This is a genomic window from Mesorhizobium sp. WSM4817 (assembly GCF_055811135.1).
In genome coordinates, this window is sequence record NZ_JBVVQQ010000004.1 from 320,141 (window position 1) to 341,467 (window position 21,327).

At 61.8% G+C, this 21,327-nt stretch carries 23 protein-coding genes; 9 read left to right on the forward strand and 14 right to left on the reverse strand.

Annotation, left to right across the window (positions count from 1 at the left end):
- Positions 1 to 14: 14 nt before the first annotated feature.
- From AC0L2K_RS08575 to AC0L2K_RS08600, 6 genes are all read right to left on the reverse strand, one after another.
- A complete protein-coding gene (locus AC0L2K_RS08575; protein ID WP_473531116.1) occupies positions 15 to 1,028 on the reverse strand; it encodes an SDR family NAD(P)-dependent oxidoreductase in 1,014 nt (337 codons plus the stop codon).
- A gap of 100 nt (positions 1,029 to 1,128) precedes the next feature.
- Positions 1,129 to 2,022, reverse strand: a complete 894-nt coding sequence (locus AC0L2K_RS08580) for a LysR family transcriptional regulator (RefSeq protein ID WP_473531117.1) — start codon at positions 2,020 to 2,022, stop codon at positions 1,129 to 1,131.
- Positions 2,023 to 2,252: 230 nt separating this feature from the next.
- Positions 2,253 to 4,499, reverse strand: coding sequence for a xanthine dehydrogenase family protein molybdopterin-binding subunit (locus AC0L2K_RS08585; protein WP_473531118.1), 2,247 nt, complete (start codon positions 4,497 to 4,499; stop codon positions 2,253 to 2,255).
- Positions 4,500 to 4,510: 11 nt separating this feature from the next.
- A complete protein-coding gene (locus AC0L2K_RS08590; protein ID WP_091600597.1) occupies positions 4,511 to 4,984 on the reverse strand; it encodes a (2Fe-2S)-binding protein in 474 nt (157 codons plus the stop codon).
- Between the two features lie 510 nt (positions 4,985 to 5,494).
- Positions 5,495 to 5,749 (reverse strand): hypothetical protein, encoded by a 255-nt coding sequence (locus tag AC0L2K_RS08595; RefSeq protein WP_473531119.1) that lies wholly within the window; start codon positions 5,747 to 5,749, stop codon positions 5,495 to 5,497.
- Between the two features lie 451 nt (positions 5,750 to 6,200).
- Complete coding sequence (locus AC0L2K_RS08600) at positions 6,201 to 6,503, reverse strand: DUF982 domain-containing protein (protein WP_023803628.1); 303 nt, start codon at positions 6,501 to 6,503, stop codon at positions 6,201 to 6,203.
- A gap of 303 nt (positions 6,504 to 6,806) precedes the next feature.
- Between AC0L2K_RS08600 and AC0L2K_RS08605 the strand changes: the two genes are divergently transcribed.
- Both AC0L2K_RS08605 and AC0L2K_RS08610 read left to right on the forward strand, forming a co-directional pair.
- On the forward strand, positions 6,807 to 7,547 hold the full coding sequence (locus AC0L2K_RS08605; protein ID WP_473531120.1) for a DUF1236 domain-containing protein: 741 nt from the start codon (positions 6,807 to 6,809) through the stop codon (positions 7,545 to 7,547).
- An 843-nt stretch (positions 7,548 to 8,390) separates the two neighbouring features.
- Entirely contained in the window at positions 8,391 to 8,990 is a 600-nt protein-coding gene (locus AC0L2K_RS08610; RefSeq protein ID WP_473531121.1) for a hypothetical protein, read from the forward strand.
- Positions 8,991 to 9,024: 34 nt separating this feature from the next.
- Here AC0L2K_RS08610 and AC0L2K_RS08615 read toward each other — a convergent pair whose 3' ends face one another.
- The 3 genes from AC0L2K_RS08615 to AC0L2K_RS08625 all read right to left on the reverse strand — a co-directional run bounded on the left by AC0L2K_RS08615 (position 9,025) and on the right by AC0L2K_RS08625 (position 11,581).
- Positions 9,025 to 9,699, reverse strand: coding sequence for a LuxR C-terminal-related transcriptional regulator (locus tag AC0L2K_RS08615; RefSeq protein WP_473531122.1), 675 nt, complete (start codon positions 9,697 to 9,699; stop codon positions 9,025 to 9,027).
- Positions 9,699 to 11,102, reverse strand: a complete 1,404-nt coding sequence (locus AC0L2K_RS08620; protein WP_473531138.1) for a sensor histidine kinase — start codon at positions 11,100 to 11,102, stop codon at positions 9,699 to 9,701. The genes AC0L2K_RS08615 and AC0L2K_RS08620 overlap by 1 nt, the downstream gene beginning before the upstream one ends.
- 287 nt (positions 11,103 to 11,389) lie before the next feature.
- Positions 11,390 to 11,581, reverse strand: a complete 192-nt coding sequence (locus AC0L2K_RS08625) for a DUF3606 domain-containing protein (RefSeq protein WP_128246898.1) — start codon at positions 11,579 to 11,581, stop codon at positions 11,390 to 11,392.
- Between the two features lie 482 nt (positions 11,582 to 12,063).
- Between AC0L2K_RS08625 and AC0L2K_RS08630 the strand changes: the two genes are divergently transcribed.
- The 3 genes from AC0L2K_RS08630 to AC0L2K_RS08640 all read left to right on the forward strand — a co-directional run bounded on the left by AC0L2K_RS08630 (position 12,064) and on the right by AC0L2K_RS08640 (position 13,506).
- Positions 12,064 to 12,363, forward strand: a complete 300-nt coding sequence (locus tag AC0L2K_RS08630; protein ID WP_473531123.1) for a DUF1236 domain-containing protein — start codon at positions 12,064 to 12,066, stop codon at positions 12,361 to 12,363.
- 325 nt (positions 12,364 to 12,688) lie between these two features.
- Positions 12,689 to 12,988, forward strand: a complete 300-nt coding sequence (locus AC0L2K_RS08635) for a DUF1236 domain-containing protein (RefSeq protein ID WP_031256955.1) — start codon at positions 12,689 to 12,691, stop codon at positions 12,986 to 12,988.
- A 32-nt stretch (positions 12,989 to 13,020) separates the two neighbouring features.
- Positions 13,021 to 13,506 (forward strand): hypothetical protein, encoded by a 486-nt coding sequence (locus tag AC0L2K_RS08640; RefSeq protein WP_473531124.1) that lies wholly within the window; start codon positions 13,021 to 13,023, stop codon positions 13,504 to 13,506.
- Positions 13,507 to 13,609: 103 nt separating this feature from the next.
- Here the strand turns inward: AC0L2K_RS08640 and AC0L2K_RS08645 are convergent, their stop codons facing one another.
- Positions 13,610 to 14,782 (reverse strand): amidohydrolase, encoded by a 1,173-nt coding sequence (locus AC0L2K_RS08645; protein WP_473531125.1) that lies wholly within the window; start codon positions 14,780 to 14,782, stop codon positions 13,610 to 13,612.
- Between the two features lie 110 nt (positions 14,783 to 14,892).
- On the opposite strand from AC0L2K_RS08645, the gene AC0L2K_RS08650 reads away from it, so the two are divergent.
- Positions 14,893 to 15,747 (forward strand): AraC family transcriptional regulator, encoded by an 855-nt coding sequence (locus AC0L2K_RS08650; protein WP_473531126.1) that lies wholly within the window; start codon positions 14,893 to 14,895, stop codon positions 15,745 to 15,747.
- A 57-nt stretch (positions 15,748 to 15,804) separates the two neighbouring features.
- On the opposite strand, the gene AC0L2K_RS08655 is transcribed toward AC0L2K_RS08650, so the two are convergent.
- From AC0L2K_RS08655 to AC0L2K_RS08665, 3 genes are read right to left on the reverse strand one after another with little or no spacing between them, the layout of a single operon-like run.
- Entirely contained in the window at positions 15,805 to 16,359 is a 555-nt protein-coding gene (locus AC0L2K_RS08655) for a nuclear transport factor 2 family protein (RefSeq protein ID WP_473531127.1), read from the reverse strand.
- A complete protein-coding gene (locus AC0L2K_RS08660; RefSeq protein WP_128166733.1) occupies positions 16,356 to 17,336 on the reverse strand; it encodes an alpha/beta hydrolase in 981 nt (326 codons plus the stop codon). Before AC0L2K_RS08660 ends, AC0L2K_RS08655 begins: the two co-directional genes overlap by 4 nt.
- 51 nt (positions 17,337 to 17,387) lie before the next feature.
- Positions 17,388 to 17,891, reverse strand: coding sequence for a nuclear transport factor 2 family protein (locus AC0L2K_RS08665; protein WP_128166735.1), 504 nt, complete (start codon positions 17,889 to 17,891; stop codon positions 17,388 to 17,390).
- Between the two features lie 142 nt (positions 17,892 to 18,033).
- On the opposite strand from AC0L2K_RS08665, the gene AC0L2K_RS08670 reads away from it, so the two are divergent.
- The 3 genes from AC0L2K_RS08670 (at position 18,034) to AC0L2K_RS08680 (ending at position 20,364) form a co-directional block, all read left to right on the forward strand.
- On the forward strand, positions 18,034 to 18,942 hold the full coding sequence (locus AC0L2K_RS08670) for a LysR family transcriptional regulator (RefSeq protein ID WP_128166737.1): 909 nt from the start codon (positions 18,034 to 18,036) through the stop codon (positions 18,940 to 18,942).
- Positions 18,943 to 19,087: 145 nt separating this feature from the next.
- Positions 19,088 to 19,852 carry a copper homeostasis protein CutC gene (locus AC0L2K_RS08675; protein WP_128166739.1) on the forward strand — a complete coding sequence of 255 codons (765 nt, stop codon included), beginning with the start codon at positions 19,088 to 19,090 and terminating at the stop codon, positions 19,850 to 19,852.
- Entirely contained in the window at positions 19,849 to 20,364 is a 516-nt protein-coding gene (locus AC0L2K_RS08680) for a GNAT family N-acetyltransferase (RefSeq protein ID WP_287063717.1), read from the forward strand. Before AC0L2K_RS08675 ends, AC0L2K_RS08680 begins: the two co-directional genes overlap by 4 nt.
- A 107-nt stretch (positions 20,365 to 20,471) precedes the next feature.
- Here the strand turns inward: AC0L2K_RS08680 and AC0L2K_RS08685 are convergent, their stop codons facing one another.
- Positions 20,472 to 21,269, reverse strand: a complete 798-nt coding sequence (locus tag AC0L2K_RS08685) for an FAD binding domain-containing protein (RefSeq protein WP_287063719.1) — start codon at positions 21,267 to 21,269, stop codon at positions 20,472 to 20,474.
- Positions 21,270 to 21,327: the final 58 nt, after the last annotated feature.

The following is a 21,327-nucleotide window of genomic DNA, read 5'->3' on the forward strand; positions in this document are numbered from 1 at the left end:
GACCTTTGGGCTAGCTACGCCGAAGGCAGTCCTTCGCCACGAAATCGGCCATTGCAATGGCTGGTCGGCGAGCCACCCTGACTAGTACTTCGGGTACGATTGCAGGAGCATCGAAACGAGCGCGCTGCTGCTGCTCGTAAAACTGACCACACGGTTGCTCTGCAGCACAGTCGGATGATCCCAGCCCCAACTTCTCGTATGGCTGCCTGGGTGTCCTCGCCCTGCTCTGTCAGATTGGTCCAGGTGATGTTGTTCGTGTTGCGCTTGCACTTCGCCGTAACGGCGTCGCTACCGGCCAGAAACTGCTTGGGCGGATTGTCCATGCCGGCGATTTTCACAAGGGCGTCGCCAAGTTTGGCGGGGTCACCCTGCTGCTTGCCGTTGTAGCCGGACCACATGGCTTTGGCGCTGCCTTCTGCAGCATAGTCGTCGATGGTGCTGCTGCCGTACCTGGCGTTCTGATCGTCGAGGAGGTCGGTGCGGAAAAAGCCCGGCGCGACGGCTGTGACAATGATGCCGAATTGAGCGACTTCCTGAGCCACCGACTGCGAAAGGCCTTCGACGGCGAACTTGGCGGCGCTATAGGCTCCGCAATGCTTGAAGCCGATGATTCCGGCGAGCGAACTGACGTTGATACTGTGTCCTGAGCGCCGCTTGCGCATGACCGGAATGACCGCACGCATGACGTGAACCACGCCGTGCAGATTGGTCGAAATCAGCCCATCGATTTCAGCGGTGGTCAACTCTTCGAAATTGCCGAGCAGGCTGTAACCGGCATTGTTGACCAGAACGTCGATGCGGCCGAACGCCTCCATCGCCTTGTCGACGGCCGCCTTGGCCTGAATTGCATCGGCCACGTCCAACTGGACGACCGCAAGTCTGTCGCTGGCGACACCACGCAGGGCGTTCCTTATCTTGTCGGGATTGCGGCCGGTGGCGACCACCCGATCGCCTGCTCCCAGTGCCGCCCTGGCGGTTTCGGCGCCGATGCCGCTGCCAGCCCCTGTGATGAACCAGACTTTGCTCATCTCCAACTCCTGTTTTCGATGATCAGGAAGTTAGGTGATGGCGCGCCGGCCGATTAGACGGCATAATCGGCATGAAGTTAGAAAAATGGTCGGCCGCCCCTTACCCCCTGTATCGGAGAGCGTCGACCAGAAGCGTAAAGGCGGCAGTATGCTGCCGCCGACTTGGATAATAGAGGTGGTAACCAGAATATGGCGGGCACCAGTCTTCCAGCACCCGGACCAGGCGGCCGTCCGCAATATGCTGGGATATCTGGTTTTCGAACGTGTACACCAAACACAAGCCATCGACTGCGGCATGCAAGAGCATCTCGCTGTCGTTGAAAATAACCGGTCCATTGACCCGGACCTCAAGTTCGACACCGTCCTGTTCGAACTCCCAGGCATAAAGGCCGCCCCCGGTGTTCTGGCGATAGCTTGCGCATCGGTGTTCGCTCAAGTCGCGGGGTGTCTGCGGGGCGGGACGATTGGCAAAGTAGGCCGGGGATCCCACGACTGCCATCCTGACGTCTGGGCTGATGCGGACCGCAACCATGTCCTTTTGCACCTGTTCACCCATGCGGATACCGGCGTCGAAGCGCTCTGCGACAATGTCGGTGAGACCTTCATCGACATGGACCTCAACCGTGATGTCGGGATAATTCTGCAGCAGTTTCGACAATACGGGCCACAGGACAGTTTGGGCGGCATGCCGGAACGTGGTGATGCGGATCGTGCCTGCAGGCTTGTCGCGAAGCGCGGTGAGCGCAGCAATTTCACTGTCAATATGGTCGAATGCCGGCCGCAGGCTGATAAGCAGCCTTTCGCCTGCCTCGGTCAGCGACAGGCTGCGCGTCGTTCGCGAGATCAACCGCACACTGATCCGTTGTTCGAGCATGCGCACCGCATAGCTGAGCGCGGATTGGGAGAGGCCGAGCTTCGCGGCCGCGCGTGTAAAACTCCCCTCCTCGGCAACCGCGATAAACACAGCCCATTCGCTGAAGTCGCCTTTTCTCACCTATAAACCTCATTTCTGTATCCATGAGGATTATGGCGGATAATCAGCATGCCTGTCTCGTCATATTTATGCTCCGCGCAGCCCCGACGGCACGAGTCAGCATCAGGACTGCCTGGTACTGCGCGGATTCCGAACGCCCCGATGGCAGCCGAGCGCCGACAAGGCGTTATCTGCCTTGCTCGCTGCCGGAACAGCAAGCAGCGAGCAGAAGCGGTCTGGCGTAAAAACGGCTACGTCAGATTGAACGGCAATTGACGCAGCGGTTTTCCCGTGAGCCGTGCTATTGCGTTGGCAAATGCCGGCGCCAATGGTGGCAAGCCGGGCTCGCCCATGCCCGTGGGCGGTTCGGCGCTAGGGACGATGTGGATGTCGAATTCCGGCACGTCCGTGATGCGCGCCACCGTATAGTCACTGAAGTTGCTCTGCTCGACGACGCCGTCCTTGAGCGTTATTGCAGAGCCTGCCAAGCACATCGACAAGCCCATGATCGCCGCGCCCTGTACCTGCGCCTCCACGGTCAGAGGGTTGACGGCCAGATTGCAGTGAACCCCGGCCGTGACCCGATGCAGTTTAGGCTGTCCATCGGCAACAGAGGCTTCCACTACGTAAGCGACCACTGAGCTGAAGGACTCGTGCACCGCCACACCCCAGGCCCGCCCCTCGGACAATTGCGTCTTGCCGTACCCGCTCTTGTCGACGGCCAGCTGCAATGCGTCACGATGGCGGATGTGCTGATCGCCGAAGAGCTGCATGCGGTAGGCTACAGGGTCTTGGTCGGTTGCACGCGCTATATCGTCGAGCAGGGTCTCCATCACATAAGCCGTATGGGTGGAGCCGACGCTGCGCCACCACAGAACCGGCACGTTGTCCTTGGGATGATGCACCGTCAGCCGCATTGGAAGCGGATAGGGAGCCCGCATGCCCTCCGTCGTGGCGGCGTCGATGCCGTTCTTCACCATGAACTGCTCGAACACGGTTCCGGTAAGTATCGACTGGCCGACGATGCTGTGATCCCAGGCCAGCACCTTGCCTTTATTGTCAAAGCCGATGCGGGCGCGGTGCAGGTGCAGTGGACGGTAGTAGCCGCCCCTCATATCGTCCTCGCGGCTCCAAAGCGTACGGATCGGTGCATTCAGCCCCGCCGACCTGGCGGCCTTGGCTATTTCGCAGGCCTCGACCACGGTGTCGGAGGTGCTGGAAAAGCGCCGACCGAAGCCGCCGCCCGACATCTGCACGTTAAGCACGACCTGTTCCGGCTTGAGGCCGAGCGCGGCTGCGGCAGCGGCGGCATCAGGTCCGGCACTTTGGCTTCCCATCCAGATCTCGGCACGATCATCGGCAAGCCGTACCGTGCAGTTCAGCGGTTCCATCGCCGCGTGGGCGAGATACGGGAACACGAACTCAGCTTCCAGCTTCAGCGGCGCCGTTTCCAATGGCACCATGTCTGAATCGAACTGGCGCGGGCCGGGCCGACTGGCCATCTCGCGATAGTGCGCGAGTTGCCGTTCGCTATCGACCTTTTCGACGGCAGATGTGTCCCACTCCACCTTAAGGGCATCGCGGCCCTGAGACGCCTGCCAATATCCGTCGGCCACGACGGCCACGCCCTCGGCACCGCGATCCAGCGGCACGCGCAGGACGGCCCTCACGCCCTTGACGGCGCGGGCTGCGCTGTCGTCCAGGGTGGCTATCTTGGCTCCGAAGACCGGAGGACGAGCCACCACGGCCGTCAACTGTCCCGGCAGCTTGAAGTCGATGCCAAAACTCTGTTGGCCGCTGCTCTTGGCTTGAGCGTCCAAACGCCGGGTGGGCTGGCCGATGATGCGGAAATCCTTGGGATCCTTCAGCGCAATCTTCTGCGGCACTGGCAAGGCCATGGCCGCTTCGGCAAGTTCTCCATAACCGAGCTTGCGGCCATCGGAGGCCAGAACCGCGCCGGCCTCGGTTCGCAGAGTGGACGCCTCCACGTTCCAGCGGGTCGCCGCGGCCGCCAGCAGCATGGCGCGAACACGAGCACCCAGTTCGCGATACTGCGTAAAGCTGTTCTTGATTGTGTTCGAACCGCCGGTAAGGTGTATGCCGAAGAGCGGATCGACATAGGCGATGTCATTGGTGCCGAGTTGGCTGCGCACCAGGTTCCAGTCCGCATCGAGTTCTTCGGCAAGGATCATGGGCAATGCCGTTTGGACGCCTTGACCGAACTCCAGCCGGTTGATTGTGACCGTAACCTCCCCATTGGGCGCGATGTGGACAAATGCAGAGGACTGCTCGGTCGGCTTCAGACTGGCTGCCGCCTCATCGGCCTCGGACGACTGCGCGACGGCCAAATCAGGGAAAATGCCGACAGCCAGGCCGAGGATCCCCGTCAGCTTGAGAAAGCTGCGGCGTGGCATCGCCTGGACCGTCGTTGAACGGCCCCGTTCCATGATGTACTGCAGCGCACGCGGCAGCTCTTTGTGATCCATGTTGGGGAACATATGCGTCTCCTTCAGACGAGGGTGCTGGCGGCGTCGGCTATAGCGGCGCGGATACGGGCATAGGTTCCACAGCGGCAGATGTTTCCGGCCATGGCGGAGTCGATCTCTTCGGCGGTCGGCTGCGCTCCGGGCGACAGCGACGCGAGCAAGGCCGTCGCGCTCATGATCTGGCCGCTCTGACAGTAGCCGCATTGTGCCACGTCGTGCCTGACCCATGCAGCGTGGACAGCCGCGCCGACACGGTCGGTGCCGTCGGTTGTCTTTTCAATCGTGGTGATCTTGCCGCTTTCAACGGCGGAAACCGGTGTGCTGCACGAGCGGATTGCCTCGCCATCCAGATGCACCGTACAGGCGCCACAGAGCGCTGCGCCGCAGCCGAATTTGGTGCCGCTCATTCCTAGCGTGTCACGCAGGACCCAAAGGATCGGAGTTTCGGGGTCAACGTCAACTTCGTGCTCTCGCCCGTTGATATTCAATGAGATCATGGCCGATAGGTTCTCCTGGGTTGCTCCACCCGAATAGGCTTCCCAAGCGGCCTGGAGCTTCCCGGCCGACTGAGACATTGGCAATCTGGTGGCTAGCGCTAAAGCTAGCTCGCCGGGCGATTCTGGATTAGACTGCGCAATTTGCATGACCTTAGAAACGTGATTTCTGAATGCGTCACACAGGCGAGGCACGTCCGCGTTTGCGCGGTCAGCGCCGGCATTGCCGTTCACTGGGATCGAATAGCAGTAGATGCGCCAGTTGCGGCGAACGGCCCTGAAAAGGACTGTTGCTTCCGCTTCGAAAGACACCTCAGGCCGCCAAACGTTCAGCGCATTGAATCCGACGCTTGGTACCCGCCCGAGACTGTCCTCACAGATCGGGGAAGAGTGGCGCGGCCCTAATCGTTGCAGATGTTTGGAAGGTCGCCATAGGTGGGAGGCGGCGGTTGCCGCGAGGTAGTTGCTGCCTGCCCGAGCCGAGAACTGGACAGCCATCAAGGCTTCCAGATGTCATTCCACTACCTGAGCGGTTTCGACATCGATTCCGTCGTGAATTTTCTCATTATGACGGAAACTGATCCAGCTGATCGGAATGGAGGCGAGATAAAGGACAGTCAGAACAACCAGAAACTCGCTGGGGTAGAGCACGACGGCCGCAACCAACCCTGCGACTGCTAAGAACAACGCAATCATCATCCACTTGGGGACTTGGCAAGCCCACTTCTTCCCGGACTGTTGAAGGCGAATACGAGTGTCGTTGTCCAATGCGTCGTCGGAACAAAGCGGGTCCGTTGCCGCAGGTCGCAGAGACTGCACGTGCTCAGGGTTGGAGGCCGGCGCATGGCGGCGGGCGGGTTCGAAAACGATGCCCGCATTCCGGGATGCAAATTCGAGTCTACTGCGACAAGGACTTCAGGTATGCGACAATATTCTGTCGGTCCTCAGGCTGGACACGGCCATCGTCATCGTCGTTTTCGGAACAACCTCGCCGGGCGCCGCTAGAAACCGGTCCAGCCTTGCCTCGTCCCATACCAATCCGGACGACTTCAGGGCTTTCGAATAACGGTACCCCTCCATAGATCCGGCCGGCCGTCCGACAATACCGCCGAGGCCGGGGCCGGCTTTTTTCTGGTCGGCGGTTGAATGACAGCCTGAGCAGCGTTGAAGCATCGCATGGGTCCATTCCAACGCGACGCGCTTTAGGCAGCTACATCGGTTAGGCAGTAACGCCACCGCGACCGGTTTTCTGTGCCGTCATCCAGGGCATTGCTGCAGAGACGTCCTCGAGGATCTTGGCCGATCTCGCGAAGCCGGCGAAGGCCTCGCGTGCAACTGAAATGGGAACCTGGCCATCATAGGCGCGCTGGCAGGCGCGGAACGCCGTGTCAAAGATTGGCCCTCTGCGATTGTTCGGCCATTCCTGCAGGAACTCGAAAGCATCGGCCAAGCATTCGATTTCCTCCACCATGAACTCCCCTTTCCTGACGAAAACAGGCCGGTCGAAAGTCCTGTCGTTCATTACAACCTCCATTCAACTGAACGAGTGTTTGAGCTTCCACGAGAGCCGTGAGCAACGGCTGCGGAAAATATGTGAAGCGCACTTTTTTGCTGTCAAGGAACGGCCAATTCGGGACTGAAGCAAACCTCGAGTTCGGTTTCATCGGGAGCGATGCGTGCAGACCGTCCTCGGCTGCGGTTTGCAGCGGCTCAGTCCGGCGCGCCTGGACGCGGCTTCGGCGCCGCCCGGTCAATTCGCCTGGAACAAAACATTCCAGAGGTGGTTTTCCCCATGAAGGGACAGACTTTTCGAAGGAGACGTCTCGTGAAAAAAGTTCTGATCACCAGTATGCTGGCCATAGGCGTTGGCTGTGGCGCAGCATTCGCTCAGGAACAGCAGCCGGCCCAAAGCCAGTCCGGCACCGACTGCCCGGCTGGCTCGGCCGGTTGCCCGGAAGGTGCGATGGGCAAACAGGGTAAGGCCGGCGCCACCACCGAGGAGCAGGCTCAAGGCAAGGCGAAGATGCAGACAGACGAGCAAGCCCAGGGTAAAGCCGGCGTAACCACCGAGCAGCAGACTCAAGGCGAGGCAGGCGCCACAACCGAGCAACAGGCGCAGGACAAGGCCAAGACCCAGACCGAGCAGCAGACCCAGGGCGAGGCTGGCGCCACGACCGAGCAACAGGCGCAGGACAAGGCCAAGACCCAGACCGAGCAGCAGACCCAGGGCGAGGCCGGTACCACCACCGAGCAGCAGACCCAGGGCGGCACTACTCAGTCACAGGATGAGACGGAGACCGGCGCGATCAGCAATGTGACCGTTGAACAGAAAACGGAAATCACCCAGATCCTCAAGGAGGAAAAGGTCGAACCGGTTGCCGACGTCGATTTTGACATCTCAGTGGGTGTCGAGGTTCCGCGGCAGAGGCTTGAACTGCGTCCTCTGCCACGGCGAATCATCGAGATCGTCCCGGCTTACGAAGAGTACCAGTATTTCGTGTTGGCCGATGGCCGTATCGTCATCGTCGACCCGGATACATTCAAGATCGTCCTTATTCTGGCCTGACGCCCTAGTTCGGGCTAAACGAGGGGTCCGCTGCCCCCACGGCGGAGCCCTCGTTTGCATGGACCAGTCTCTGCCACCAAAGGCACGGCTATTACGCCTGTTCAAACTGACAGGCTTTCTGCGTGTCGAGGTTTCTTCAGCCGCTTCCCACCTGGATTACATCTGGACGGCGTCCTCCCTGCTCAAAAGGCCTGAGCTAGGACTTCGGTCTGGCCGCTTGCCGACCATGGGCTGGCCCAGGCAGTGCTTTGGTCCGGGACCGCTATGGCAAAAGCCTGAAATGGGGGAGTTTGTAGGAACCGAGCTCCTGCTGGCGTCGTTGCGATCCCGACACCGTGACAGGAGGCTGCAATGGACCCCAGCATTCACCAGGCACGTTGGCTGCTTTTTCCGATATTTTGCCTGGCGTTCGGGGTTGCAGCCGTTGGGCTTTTCATCGGCTGATGAGGTCCACCGATGAAGGCAACGCACTCGCGCAGTCATGAGTCCCTTCCTGCGCCAGCGAGACCCACCGGTTCTCCCCCTCGAGACTGGTGGGTCTTGACACAGCCCGATGATGGCGAAAGCCTGATAAATCGGTGCAGTTCAGAAGATTGGCTTGGGCGAAGGATTGACTTGGGCGAATTCGAAATAGGCAGAGATGCAACATAGGGCGTGACGGTAAAAGGATATTCTGGCGTGCTATTGGCAAATTCATTGATCACAGACGCAATACGGCCGCAGCGCCCGAAGCATTGTGAGACAAGAGTTCTCGCCGGTGCGCGGCCTGCCCGGCCTCAATCGCAGCGCAGTCTCAAATCTCTTCGAGGGCTTCGCGTCGCCATCTGCCTGAGCGCATCGGCCTTGGTTCTCGTCGTCAGCCCCTACCGTGTGGCACAGGACGGCCTGTCCCTGACGCTAAGCCCACAGGCCGCCTGGGCACAAGGGAACTCTGGGAACGCTGGGAACTCAGACTCCGGCAACTCTGATTCCGGCAACTCCGGCTCCGGCAACTCCGGCTCCGGCAACTCTGGCTCCGGCAACACTGGCTCCGGCAACTCTGGCTCCGGCAACTCAGGAGACACTGAAAGCCCCGACAATTCTGGAAACGCTCCTGGAAATGCCACAGACCCTGGAAATGCCACAGACCCTGGAAATGCCGCAGCCCCACAGGCCACGGACCCGAACGGCAATGCGAACAAAACAAAAGCACTGAACGTCACTCCCCCGACAAATCCGGCTACCGCGCTAAATCCTGGCAACAAGCCCAAGACGTATATCAACGCGACCACTGGAGACCGGATCGAGGTGCGCGGGGCAAGCGTGGGTGTGGTGCATTCCAACGGGCTGAGCGAGCGCATCGACGGCGGCCATTACGAGATGCGCGATGCCATGGGCCGCACCATCATTCGGCGGCAGGCAAAGAAATCCGATCGGGCAAGACTGCTCCGGATGATCGAGTGATGGCGCGTTCCACAGGCCGCAAGGCTGTCTTGCTTCATGCAGGATCGCGGACAGGCGGATGCTGATGCTCGGTCGCGTCGCGCAATGTCATCGCGGCTTCGGTCCGGTTGCTCACATTGAGCTTGGCCAGAATCCGCGTCATGTGGTGCTTTATGGTTTTCTCGTGCAGCTTCAGCTGAAGACCGATCCGCTTGTTGCTCAATCCCGCGGCAACGAGCGTCAGGATCTCTCTTTCGCGACTGGTGAGTTCGGCCAGAACGTCGGGTTTCTCGATCGCGGTTGGTTGGCTGGACAGGTCGACCAACACGCGCGCCGACAATTGCGGACAAACATACCGTTCGCCCATCGCCACCGTGCGCAGTATGGCGGCCAGGGTTCTCGACCCGACACCCTTCAGGACGTAGCCTCTTGCCCCGCTCTGCAAGGCGGTCATGACGTGCTGGTTTTCCTCCGAAACGGTCAGCATCACGATTTTCAAATCCGGGTGCCGCTCCAGAGCCGGCTCGACCGCGCTGAGGCCCCCTCCAGGCACCGAGATGTCCATCAGCAGAATATCGAGTTGCTGGTCTTCCGATATCCGCAAGGCGTCATCTCTGCTGCTGCCTTGGGCAACGATCTCGAACCCGCCGATCTGCTCGAGGGTGCGCACAACACCTTCCCTGAACAGCGGATGGTCGTCGACAATGGCGAGCTTTATGGCCGCTGCCATCACGCCTGTCCTATTTCGACTGTGTTGAGAACCATTTTCACCACCGTGCCATCCTGTGAAGATGTTACATCAAATTGGCCGCCGAGGCTTTCTACCCGCTCACGCAGCCCGATGAGCCCCAGCCGTTCAGGATGGATGATCTTCGGGTCGAAACCTGGGCCGGTGTCGGAAACCTCGATAGAAACGCGCTCCCCGTCGAAATGTTTCGCGACCGATTGACCGGCACCCCCGGCATGGTGGAAGCCGTTGTTCAGCGCCTCCTGAATGAAGCGAAAGATGCAGATCTTGGCCGCTGGCGATAAGGGTGTGTGGTTCCCGGTCATGGACAGCATCACTTTGACGCCGGTCCGCTCTTCGTGCGCTCGCACGGCAAGCTCGAGGATTTCCGTCAACTCGGCATTCTCGACATGCGGCAGCATAAGACCCTTGCTGACATTCCTGATTTCTCGCATCGCATCGTCCAGATTCGCTTTGACCACCTGCAATTCGCGCGCGCGCGCCGCAGCCGGCGTGGCAGGATCGGCTAGCACGGGGCTGTCAATCCCTAGCGCAGCGAGGGCAACCAGTTGCGCCGGCCCGTCGTGCAGGTCCGCGCCGATCCGCCTGAGGTAACGCTCGTTAAGTGCCGTGGCGCGCTGCGAAGCACGCTGCACCCGCAGCCTCAACATTCTGTTTTGAGCAACCAGGACGGAAAGTTCGGCAATGCGCTGCTTCAAGGAGCGGCTCTGCGAACGAATCGTGCGGCTGCCACGAAAAACGATCACCGAAAGACCGAGGAAAAAAACCGCGGTGACGGCTGCGACATCGAACCAGGTCCGAACCAGTGCCTGCCGGAGATCCTTCTCAAAATCGGTGGCGATCTCGTCGAATTCCAAAACAGCCACGACTTCGCCCGACCATGGCTGAAGCATCGGATTATAGATTTCAAGAAGATGCAGGCCGCTGTCCCTCTCAGCCTGGTTGTCATAGTGCCTGTCCAATTCAGCAACGATGTCGCCGGCGAATGCGGCCCGGAGATTGTCGCTGAGTGGAAAGCGCTTCCCGACCAAATTCTTATTGCTCGAATAGAGGATGGTGCCATCGCGGCGCCATAGCTTGAACGATTCGAGCCTTTTGCCGAGCGCGCCTTGTCCCAGCGTTTCATCCAGCGCGTGCGCAACGCTCTCGTCCAGCATCTCGCTCCTGCGCATGTCGGGAAGCAGCGGCGCGATGACGCTGTCGACGTAAAGAGCGGTAGAGGCGGCCGAGTTCCGGGTGACCGCGGCTTCAATCTGGCTTGTCACGGACATTCCCACCACGATCATCGCCGACAGCGAGAACAGCCCGCCGGCGAGCAGAAACTGAGTGGCCAGCGACAGTGCATTCCACCGATCGAGCAATCTTGTCGGTCTGTATGGCGCCATATCTCCCCATATCTCCACCGGCCCGGTCGGCGGCGCGTCGCGCCAGCGGCACGATTCGTGAGAACCAGCCAATCTGTCGTCGAACGACGCTAAATGACGCCATCTTTGATCTGCACCGATCAATAACAAGGGAACTTAGGGCTTGCGGGCTGGACGAAAACCGCAACCTTGCGGTTTTTTGCGCAAGCGCCACTGCCATGGTTGAGCGAGGCAGCAAATATGACTCCGCAACCACGTGCTGCCGGCACCGGTCGCCCCTGGCAGCGCGGCGGAAGGTGCGGCGGCTTTCACTTCCGGTCGCGCAATGCTCTCACCGCTTGCGTAAGGGTCACCCGATCGTTGCCGTTCTTTTTGATCAGCCTGCTGACCTGGCTGGGCGAAACGCCATTTTCTCGCGCGAAATGCTCCACCTCGTAATACTGGTCCACCGAAAGGCGGTCGCGGTCGAGAAACGATCGATCTTTGTTGTTGTCGTCCATTTCCGTTTTCCCACTAAAGCTCGTTTGAACATTGGACGCAAACGAGGGACCACCCGCCAAATCGAGGAATGGCGGGGGTCCCTTATCGGCGCAGGAAGGGACTTAGCTGCGCAGATATCTTCGTCCATCAGCCACATCGTTAAGTCGGTCGTTCATCAGCTGACGACTATTCCAATTGCCAGGAAGGCAATGGAGACAGCGAAGACCGGTGCAAGTAGCCAGCGGGCTTGGTGAACACTATTCTCCATCGATTCCTCCCGTGACGCACGGCGAGCAACGAGTGCTGGCAGTCGTGGTTCCGGGCCACACGCCATCGTCGCCCTTTGCGCACGACAATTCAGACTTAGGTCCATCGGCACGGCGTCTCTGGTCGGACCGAAGCCCAGCCGCGGAACGTTTGCAGCTGTCTCGTTGTTGAAGGTGAGCTTGGCGCGACGAAGATGCGTCCCAGCGCAAGACAGCTCATCAGGAAGGAAAAACTTATGAGAATGCATCTTTCCACTGCAGCCGCAGGATTTCTGCTGCTGGCAAGTGTCGGCGCCGTGGCTGCCCAGGACGTGATCATCCAGCCCGAACAGGAGACCGTCATCAGGGAGTATGTGAAAAAGCAGCCGCTCGCCTCGGTGAACCTGCTTGGCGTGGAGCTCAATATCGGCTCGGCGCTGCCCGAGACGGTCGAGCTTCATGAAGTTCCCGACGTCCAATATCGCTACGTCGTCGTCGACAATCGGACCGTTCTTGTCGATCCAGGCACACGCTGGATCTTTAAAATCTTCGTGTGACTTAATTGGCGTGGGGTGGAGACGCCCGCCGCTTGGCCGGGGGGGGCCGTCTTGCCGTTCCGCTGTCGCCTACGGTTCAAAGCGCCTACGGTTTCATAGCGCCCATGGTTCATAGCAATTGAAGCGTGCAGTCGGTGCGCCCCGAAACCCGCGGCATCGTCCTTTCGGCGCGACGCGTCAGACTTAGGTCCTACGCAAAGGCCTGCCAAATCGGACCGAAGCCCAGCTAAGGAACGTTTGCGGCTGCCTCCAGTTTGGGTAAGCAAGGCGCTGATGCCGTCCAGCGCAAATGGGCTTGCAAGTCACAGACATAAAGGAGGCAGTTATGAGAATGCATCTTTCCACCGCAGCCGCGGGCCTTTTTCTGCTGGCCAGTGTTGGCGCTGTTGCCGCTCAGGACGTGATCATCGCGCCTGAACAGGAGACCGTGATCAGGGAATATGTGAAAAAGCAGCCGCTCGCATCCGTGGAACTCCCTGGGGTGGAACTCAATATCGGTTCAACGATACCCGAGACGGTCGAGCTTCACGAGGTTCCCGACGTCGAGTATCGCTACGTCGTCGTTGACAATCGCACCGTTCTTGTTGATCCCGGCACACGCAAGATCGTCAAGATCATTCAGTGACCTGAACGCGAGGGGAGGAGACGCCCGCCGCTTTGAAACGAGCGGCGGGCGACTATGCGATGGGCAGTGTCAAAATGCGAACAATCAGCAGACTTTTCGATTCCCGCGACCAGGCAGCGTGTGCCGTTGCCGCGCTTCAGGCAGCAGGAGTTTCTCAAGAACAGATCAGCGTCATCGGACCTTACGACGACGAAATCAGGGCTGTCCTGCGCGGTCCGGGCGGTGCCGCGCTTGGTGCGGCCGCTGGCCTGTTAATCGGCCTGGGTGCTTTTGAGGCCACCGGCATTGATCCTGTCGGAGCGGTGGCTGGCCTAACTCTTGTCGGTGGGGCCTGCGGCGGCTTTGCTGGTGGGCTTCTCCAGGCATCTGCCGATGTTGCCAGACAGCCGGGTGAGCCGAATGTTGAACAAGGCGTCATTTTCGTGATGGCGCAGGTCGATGAAAATCAGGCCGATACCGCACAGGCAGTGCTGGAAAATCCTGTTCGCGTAACGCAACTCGTGGCCACAGCCGGCTGAGTTGTGTCGGGAGGTTAGCGCCTGACTCCTTCCCGGCCTATCGCCGACGAAACGCATTCACATCGGCACTTCCCGCTGAGCTATCAGTTTTCCCTGTGACGGTTCACGAGGCGGGAAGCGTCTGCTCGACCAGATTGACGTAGTAGCCCAGCACGGTCGGCACGATCTCGTCATTGAAAACGTAGCGGTTGCCGTGCAGGCCCTCGCCGGGCCCGACGTCGCCGACGCCGATCCACGCGTAGCAACCGCCTGCCTCCCGGATCATGAAGGCGAAATCCTCGCAGCCGAGGCTCGGGCTGAACTCGGTCGTGACGTTCTCGCTGCCGACGGTGGCGGCGGCTGCCGCGATGGCGCGGGCCGTGGCGTCAGCCGTGTTGATGAGCGGCGGATAGCCCTTCTTGTAGTCGAGCGTGGCCTTGACCGCATGGGCTGCGGCAATGCCGTGGGCGATCTCGCCGATCAGCTTCTCGCAATGATCGGAATGACCGGGCTCGAAAAACCGGCAGGTGCCTTGCAGCCAGACCCTGCCCGGCACGATGTTGCCGACTTTGCCACCGTGGATCTGGGTGAGGCTGACGACCAGCGCGGTTTGCGGATCGACCGAGCGGCTGACGATACGCTGAACGGCCTGGACAAAGGCGCCCGCGGCCAGGATCGGGTCGTCGCCGAGCTGCGGCATGGCGGCATGTGCGCCAAAACCCTCGAAGGTCAGCTTGAAATTGTCGACGGCCGCCATCTGTGCTCCAGCGCGAGCGGCGATCGTCCCCTGCTCCAAGCCCGGCCAGTTGTGGACGGCATAGATCGCCTCGACCGGGAAACGCTCGAACAGGCCGTCTTCGATCATGCGCAGGCTGCCGCCTTCGTTTTCTTCGGCTGGCTGGAAGACGAAGTAGACGGTGCCGTCGAAGGCGCGGGATTGGCTGAGCAGGCTGGCCGCGCCGAGCAGCATGGCGGTGTGGCCGTCATGGCCGCAGGCGTGCATCACGCCCTCGTTCCTGGACGCATAGGGCAAACCGGTCCTCTCCACGATGGGAAGCGCGTCCAGCTCGGCGCGAAGACCGATGGCGCGTGTGCCCGTGCCGCTGCGAAGGACGCCGACGACCCCGGTGCCGCCGATCCCCTCATGCACCTCATCGAAGCCGAAGGCGCGCAGTTTCTCGGCAATGAAACGTGCCGTTTCGTTCTCGTCGAATCCGAGTTCGGGATTGCAATGGATATGGTGGCGCCAGGCGATGACCTCTGGTGTCAGAGCGGCGATCGGGTCATTGTGCAGCATGATGCTCTCCTTCCGCGCCGGCAAAGCGCGGGTTTGATCCGCTGGATCACGATTAGATGGTCGCACAACAGGCGTCTTGAACCAGATTGACCGCTGCAGGGACAAAAGCCGTGGACGCGACAGAGACCAGGAAATACTGGCGCCACCCCTGCTCCCCTGAGCTTGGCCTGTTCAAGGCGCGCTTCACGCAGCATCGCTATGAGCTGCACACGCACCCAACCTATGTGATCGCGCTGATCACGGCCGGCTGCGAACGCATCCGCATCGGGCGCCACAAAATAGTCGCTCCGGCAGGCACCATTGCCGTCGTCAATCCCGAGGAGTGGCATGACGGGGAACAGGGTGCGGACGAAGGCTGGGCCTATCGGACGTTTTATCCCCCGGTGCCGCTGATGGCGGGCCTCGCCCACGAGCTGGGCAGGGCTGACGATCCGGTCTTCTCACGTCCGAATATCGAAGACAGCGATCTCGCCGCAGCATTGATGGCAGCACACCAGAGCTCGACGTCCCAGGACGCGACGCAGGCCGAGACGTCGCTGCTCGTCGCATTGAGGCATCTCATCGTTCGGCATGGCGATTGCAGCGGGCGGGTAGAGGAGATTGAAAGCTCGGGATCGCGACAGAGGTTCTCGCTCTACGCGGAGCTTGTCGAAAGCGACCTTGGCTCGCAGCTCGACCTGCAGCGGCTTGCCGACGCCGCGCGCGTCACCCGGTTCCAGGTCATCCGGGATTTCAAGAAAGCGATTGGCCTGACGCCTGCAACCTATATCCGCGACCGGAGACTGCGTCGCGCCAGTTTCTTGATCGAACAGGGGCTCGGCCTCGCTGAGGCCGCCATTGCGGCAGGTTTCGCCGACCAGAGCCATCTTTCCCGTGCGTTCCGGACCATGCATGGCATGACGCCGGGCATGTTCAGGAGAGGCAAAGCTCCCGAACCAAAACGAGTTCACATCGAAATGAAATGATCGGGCAGTGGCCGGACCACCAATGTCGGCGCCGATTGCCGACGCAAGCTTGCGTTGTCATTTCGCCACCGCCTCCACCCGGTCCGCAGCGGCGGCCAGCACGGCGCGGTCGCCCTCCTCGTACAAGCGATGGATCGAGATGGCGCTGACGCGCCAGCCTTCGGGCGTCCGCACCAGCCGGTGCAGATAGTTGGCGCCGACCGTCCAGAACCGGGCGCCGATCCAGTGGCTGGCGCGGACATGGCTGCGCGCGACCGCATCGTTACCCGCGCCTTCGACAACGATGTTGGTGATAAGGTGCTGGGTGGCGTCGAAGCCCGGCAACAGGCCTTGCCACTGAGCAATCAGCGCGTCGCGGTTGCTGGTCGCGGCCTCGCCACCGAAAAGGCTGCTATAGTCTGTCGTGACGCTGGTCGTGAAATAGGATTTTACCCGATCCCATTCGCGCAAATCGGCATAGAGGCCGATCCCCGCCACCGCCTCGGCGATGGCGGTCTTGTCTTCGCTCGTCAGCGCAGCCGTGGACTGCATGGTGCTCAAGGCGGGCAGAGCGGCAAGCGTCGCGGCAAAAACTGCCAAGGCCAAAACAAACCGGCGGGTGACGGGGCTCATTGTCCCGCCTCCCCTGCACTGCCCAGCGTGGCGCGGAAATGCGCGGCAACGACGTCGCTCGCCGACTTTACCGGCGCAGCGCGGTCGTAGAAGTCGAACTGGGTGACGTTGTCGAGCCACAGCTGCTGCTTCGGACCGGTCAGCCGCGCATAGAATTTGCGCGCGCCCTGCGGGATGGCAGCCGCCTCGCTATGCACCATCAGCAAGGGCTGATGCAGGCGCCGGGCAGCCTGGATCGCATCGAATGTCAGCCAGCCACGCCAAAAGGCCGGGTCGGCCTCGTTGCGCCAGGCCGGGATCATGCCGCGACCAGCCTCTGTATAGTAAGGCACCTTGAACATGATCGCCCGCTCGTCGGCCAGGCTGGCGGCGGGCAGGAAAGCCTGCTTGTCGGTGCGGCGATAGGCGGCCTCGGCCGCATCACCCACGGCTTCAAGCCTGGCAATGCCGTCCTTGCCGCCATAGGTCTGCTCGACCACCTCGGCATCGTGCAGCCAGGGCGCGACCAAAGCGACCGACTTGATCGCGGCATTTTTGGCGGCGACAGTGACCATGTAGCCGGAGCTGGCGCAAATGCCGAGCCCGCCGACGCGGTCCTTGCTGATCTCGGGCCGGGCCGCGAGATAGGCGACCGCCGCCTCGATGTCGGCGACCTTGGCGCTGGGGTCCTCATACTGGCGGCGGGCGCCGCCGCTCTCGCCCCAGCCGCGAAAATCGAAGCTCAAGGCGACGAAGCCGCGGTCGGCCAGCTCGCGGGCGTAGCGGGCCGGCATCTGTTCCTTCACCGTCATCCAGGCACCGGTCACCACCAGCGCGGGTCGAGGTCTCGCCGGGTCCAGATCCTCGGGCAGATAGAGGTCGCCGACGATCTGCTCACCGTGCGAGGCGAAAGCAACGCGCTCGACGCGCGATGCGGCGAAGGCGCTTGAGCCGAGGGCGACGGCGGTTGCCGTGGCCAGCGTCAGGATTTTCAACATCGTAAATCTCCTTTGGCCTGGAGCGAAAAGCGCGGAGCGACGGCCGCCGTCTCAGCGGTCATCCGCCAGTCGGCCGGGTAGTGGCTTCAGCGGGAAGTGCGTCCAGTAGAAGGTGTCCGACTGGTACATGTCGGTCAAGAAATTCTGCGCCTCGGTGATCTTGCCGTCCTTGATGCGAAACATCAGGGCGTAAAGCTGGTCGATCTCGGGACCCGAGCCGACGTTCGACCAGCCGCGATGGATGTCGACGACGAGATCGCCCTGCGCCTGGAAGAAGATCGGCTCAGCCCTGAATTTGCCCTCGGCCAGGCCACGGAAGAAGGCGACCACTTCCTCCGGCCCGCGCTTGTCGCCGGCTAGCGGATGGTGGCCGGGAATGCGCCACACGATGTCGGCCGCCAGGAAGGGCCGAACCGCCTCCGGGTTCCCGGTCGCATAGGCTGCGTAATAGTCCTTGATCAACTGGATGTTGCGGTCTTCCTGCGGGCCGCCGTTCGCGGGGGCGGCGGACACCGCCAAGAGAGCGCCGGCGGCGAGCGAAGCAAGCCTGGTCATCGGTCCTGTCTCCTTCCCTTTCGGGCCGTCTTGCCTTTCGGGCCGTCGCCACAGCGAAGCCCGTTCGTCGGACCAACATGACGCTTTTGGTTCGCCGGAAAAACCCGTAGAGTTCGACAAGGCTATTTGGAATATCCTCACAATGCGACTCGATCAGTTCAGCGGCATCGTCGCCTTCGTGAAGGTCGCGGAAGCAAAAAGCTTCACCCGCGCCGCTGCCGAACTCGGCGTCGCCCCGGCCTCGCTCAGCGAGGCGGTCAAGGGCCTCGAGGAGCGTCTCGGGGTGCGGCTCCTCAACCGCACGACCCGCAGCGTCGGCCTGACCGAAGCCGGCGCCCACTATTTTGACCACGTGCGCCCAGCGGCCGAGGAGATCCGGGCGGCCGGCGCGGCACTGCGCGAGACCCGCGACCGCCCCGCCGGCACGCTGCGGCTGAGCCTGCCGTGGATCGCCGCGCCGCTGCTGATCGAGCCGCTGATGGGGCCGTTCATGGATGCCTACCCGGAGGTGCGGCTTAGCCTGATCTTCGACGACAATTTCGTCGATATCGCCGCGCAGGGCTTCGATGCCGGCCTGCGGATCGGCGAGCTTCTCGAGAAGGATATGATCGGCGCGCGTCTGGGCGGGCCGTTGCAGACGGTGGTGTTGGGCAGCCCCGACTACCTGGCGCGTAACGGCACGCCAAAACGACCCGCCGACCTCGCTGCCCACCGCTGCATCGCCTTCGCCTTTACCCGCACCCGCGCCATCTCGCCCTGGGAGTTCGTTGTCGCTGGACGCCAGGTCGAGTTCACGCCCGACGCACGTCTGATCGTGAACACCCTACCGCTCTGCATCACCGCCGCCGCGCAAGGGCTTGGCCTGGCCTTTGCCGTCGAAGGCCTCGCTGCGCCGCTTCTCGCCTCAGGCGCGCTGGTCAAGGTGCTGGAGCCGTTCTGTCCCAGCTACGAACCGCTCCACCTCTATTATCCCAGCCGCCGCCTCGTCCCGCCAAAACTGCGGGCGTTCATCGATTTCGTCCGCGCCAACGCGCACAATTTGCGGATCTGATGCGCCGCGGTGCTGCCGTGTCTGGATGGGTGACAGCGCGTATTCCCTCTCAGGCTCAAGCACCGGCTGAGCCAATAGTTCCGGCTTTCACCGCAAAGGACCCAATGCTAGGGCAGCAAACCATGAGTCAGCAACGGAACGCCCTGTGACCGACACCGAACGCCCCCGCCTGCCGCTGATCGAAATCTGCGTCGAAGGCATAGATGGGTTGCTCGCCGCGCAAGCCGCCGGCGCCGACCGGGTCGAGCTCTGCGCCAGCCTCGTCGAGGGCGGCATCACACCGAGTTTTGGCATGGTGCGCGCAGCCGTCGAACTGGCGACGACCCCATTCCACGTCATCGTGCGGCCGCGCGGCGGCGATTTTCTCTACAGTGACGCCGAGTACCGTTCGATGCTCGCCGATATCAGCGCGCTGCGCGAGCTTGGCGTCGCCGGTGTCGTCGTCGGCTGCCTGAATGCCGACGCTACTGTCGACGAAAAGCGGATGAGCGAATTGGTGCAGGCGGCAGGGAATTTGAACGTCACCTGCCACCGTGCCTTCGACATGACACGCGATCCGACTGATGCGCTGGAAGCGCTGATCCGCAGCAAGGTCGGCCGCGTGCTGACCAGCGGCCAGCGCGACACCGCTTTGGAGGGCGTGGCCCTGCTGGCGGACCTCGTCCGACAGGCGGGGAAGCGCATCATCATCCTCGGCTGCGGCGGGCTCGATCCAAACAACATTGCCGAGGTGCGGGAAAGAACCGGACTGACCGAAATGCATTTCGCCGCACTCAAGGACGTGCCGAGTGCCATGCGCTACCGCAATCCGCGGGTTGGCATGGGCGGCACCGACCTCGACCGCGAGTACCGCAACACGGTGACCGACGCGGCGCTGGTGGCGGCGACGATTGCGGCGGCGAAAGCATGATCGCGAAGGAAGAAAACAAACGGGTACGCTTGCCGATCGACCGGGTCTCGCCGCAGGACGAGCCCCTCATCCTCGCCCTCAACAACGCCCACGCGGCCGAGTTGTCGTGGCTTGAGCCGGAACGCCTGTCCTTCCTGCTCGGCGAGGCGTTCTATGCGCGCCGCATCGGCGCGCTCGAAGCCTTCATCATGACCTTCGACCAGGACGCCCGCTACGACAGCCCGAACTTCCTGTGGTTCCGCGAGCGCTATCCGCGCTTCGTCTATGTCGACCGCGTCGTCGTTGCGGGCGAAGCGCGTGGCCGCGGCCATGCCCGGCGGCTCTATGAGGATCTGTTCGACCATGTCTCGCGTGCCGGCCAGACCATCGTCACCTGCGAGGTGAATGCCGAACCGCCCAACCCGGCTTCAGATGCCTTTCACGCAGCGCTCGGCTTCGTCGAGGTCGGCGACGCGGTGATCCACGGCGGCAAGAAGGCGGTGCGCTACTATACCAGGCCGATCACCGGCTGAGGCGCCAGCGCTGCCCTGCCAGTTGCGGTTTGCAGGGCGAGCCGCTCTGCTCGTGCGTTTCTCCCCTTGCTTGTTGCGGGAGAAGGAAGAACCGGCACGCTGCCGTTTCAGGCGTTGGCGGCGGCTACTGCGCGCTTGGCCATCACCACGATCAGATTGGCCCGGTAATCGGCCGAGGCATGGATGTCGCTCATCAAATCATTCGCCGGCACTTTTACTCCGTTGAGGGCAGCGGCGTCGAAATTCGTGGCAAGTGCCGCCTCGATTTCCTTCGAACGAAAGACGCCGCTGTCGCCGGCTCCGGTGACGGCAACGCGGACTCCGTCCGCGCCGTTGGCCACGAACACACCGACGATCGCATAGCGCGATGCCGGATTGCGGAACTTTTCATAGGCCGCCTTGGCCGGCGCGGTGAAGGTCACCGCGGTGACGATCTCGCCGTCCTCCAGCGCCGTCTCGAACAGCCCCGTGAAGAATGCGTCGGCGGCGATCTCGCGCTTGTTGGTGACGATGGTGGCGTCGAGGGCAAGAAGTGCCGCCGGATAATCGGCGGCGGGGTCGTTGTTGGCGATCGAGCCGCCGATTGTGCCCTTGTAGCGCACCGCAGGATCGCCGATCCGGGACGCCATATGGGCGAGCGCCGGACACGCCCTCTTCAGCTTCTCGTCGCTGGCGACATCGTGATGCGTGGTGGCGGCGTGGATGGTGATGGTGGAGCCCGCCACCTCAATGCCTTTCAATTCCTCGATGTGCGAAAGATCGACGAGATCGGACGGTGCGGCAAGCCGCGTCTTCATCGCCGGGATCAGTGTCATGCCGCCCGACAAAAGCTTTGCATCGCCGGTCTCGAGCAGCTTGACGGCCTCGGCGACGGAGGCGGCTCGGTGGTAGTTGACTGGGTACATTTGTCTTTCTCCCTTCGTGGGGAAAGGAGCGAATAGGGAGTATTGAGTAGCGAATAGG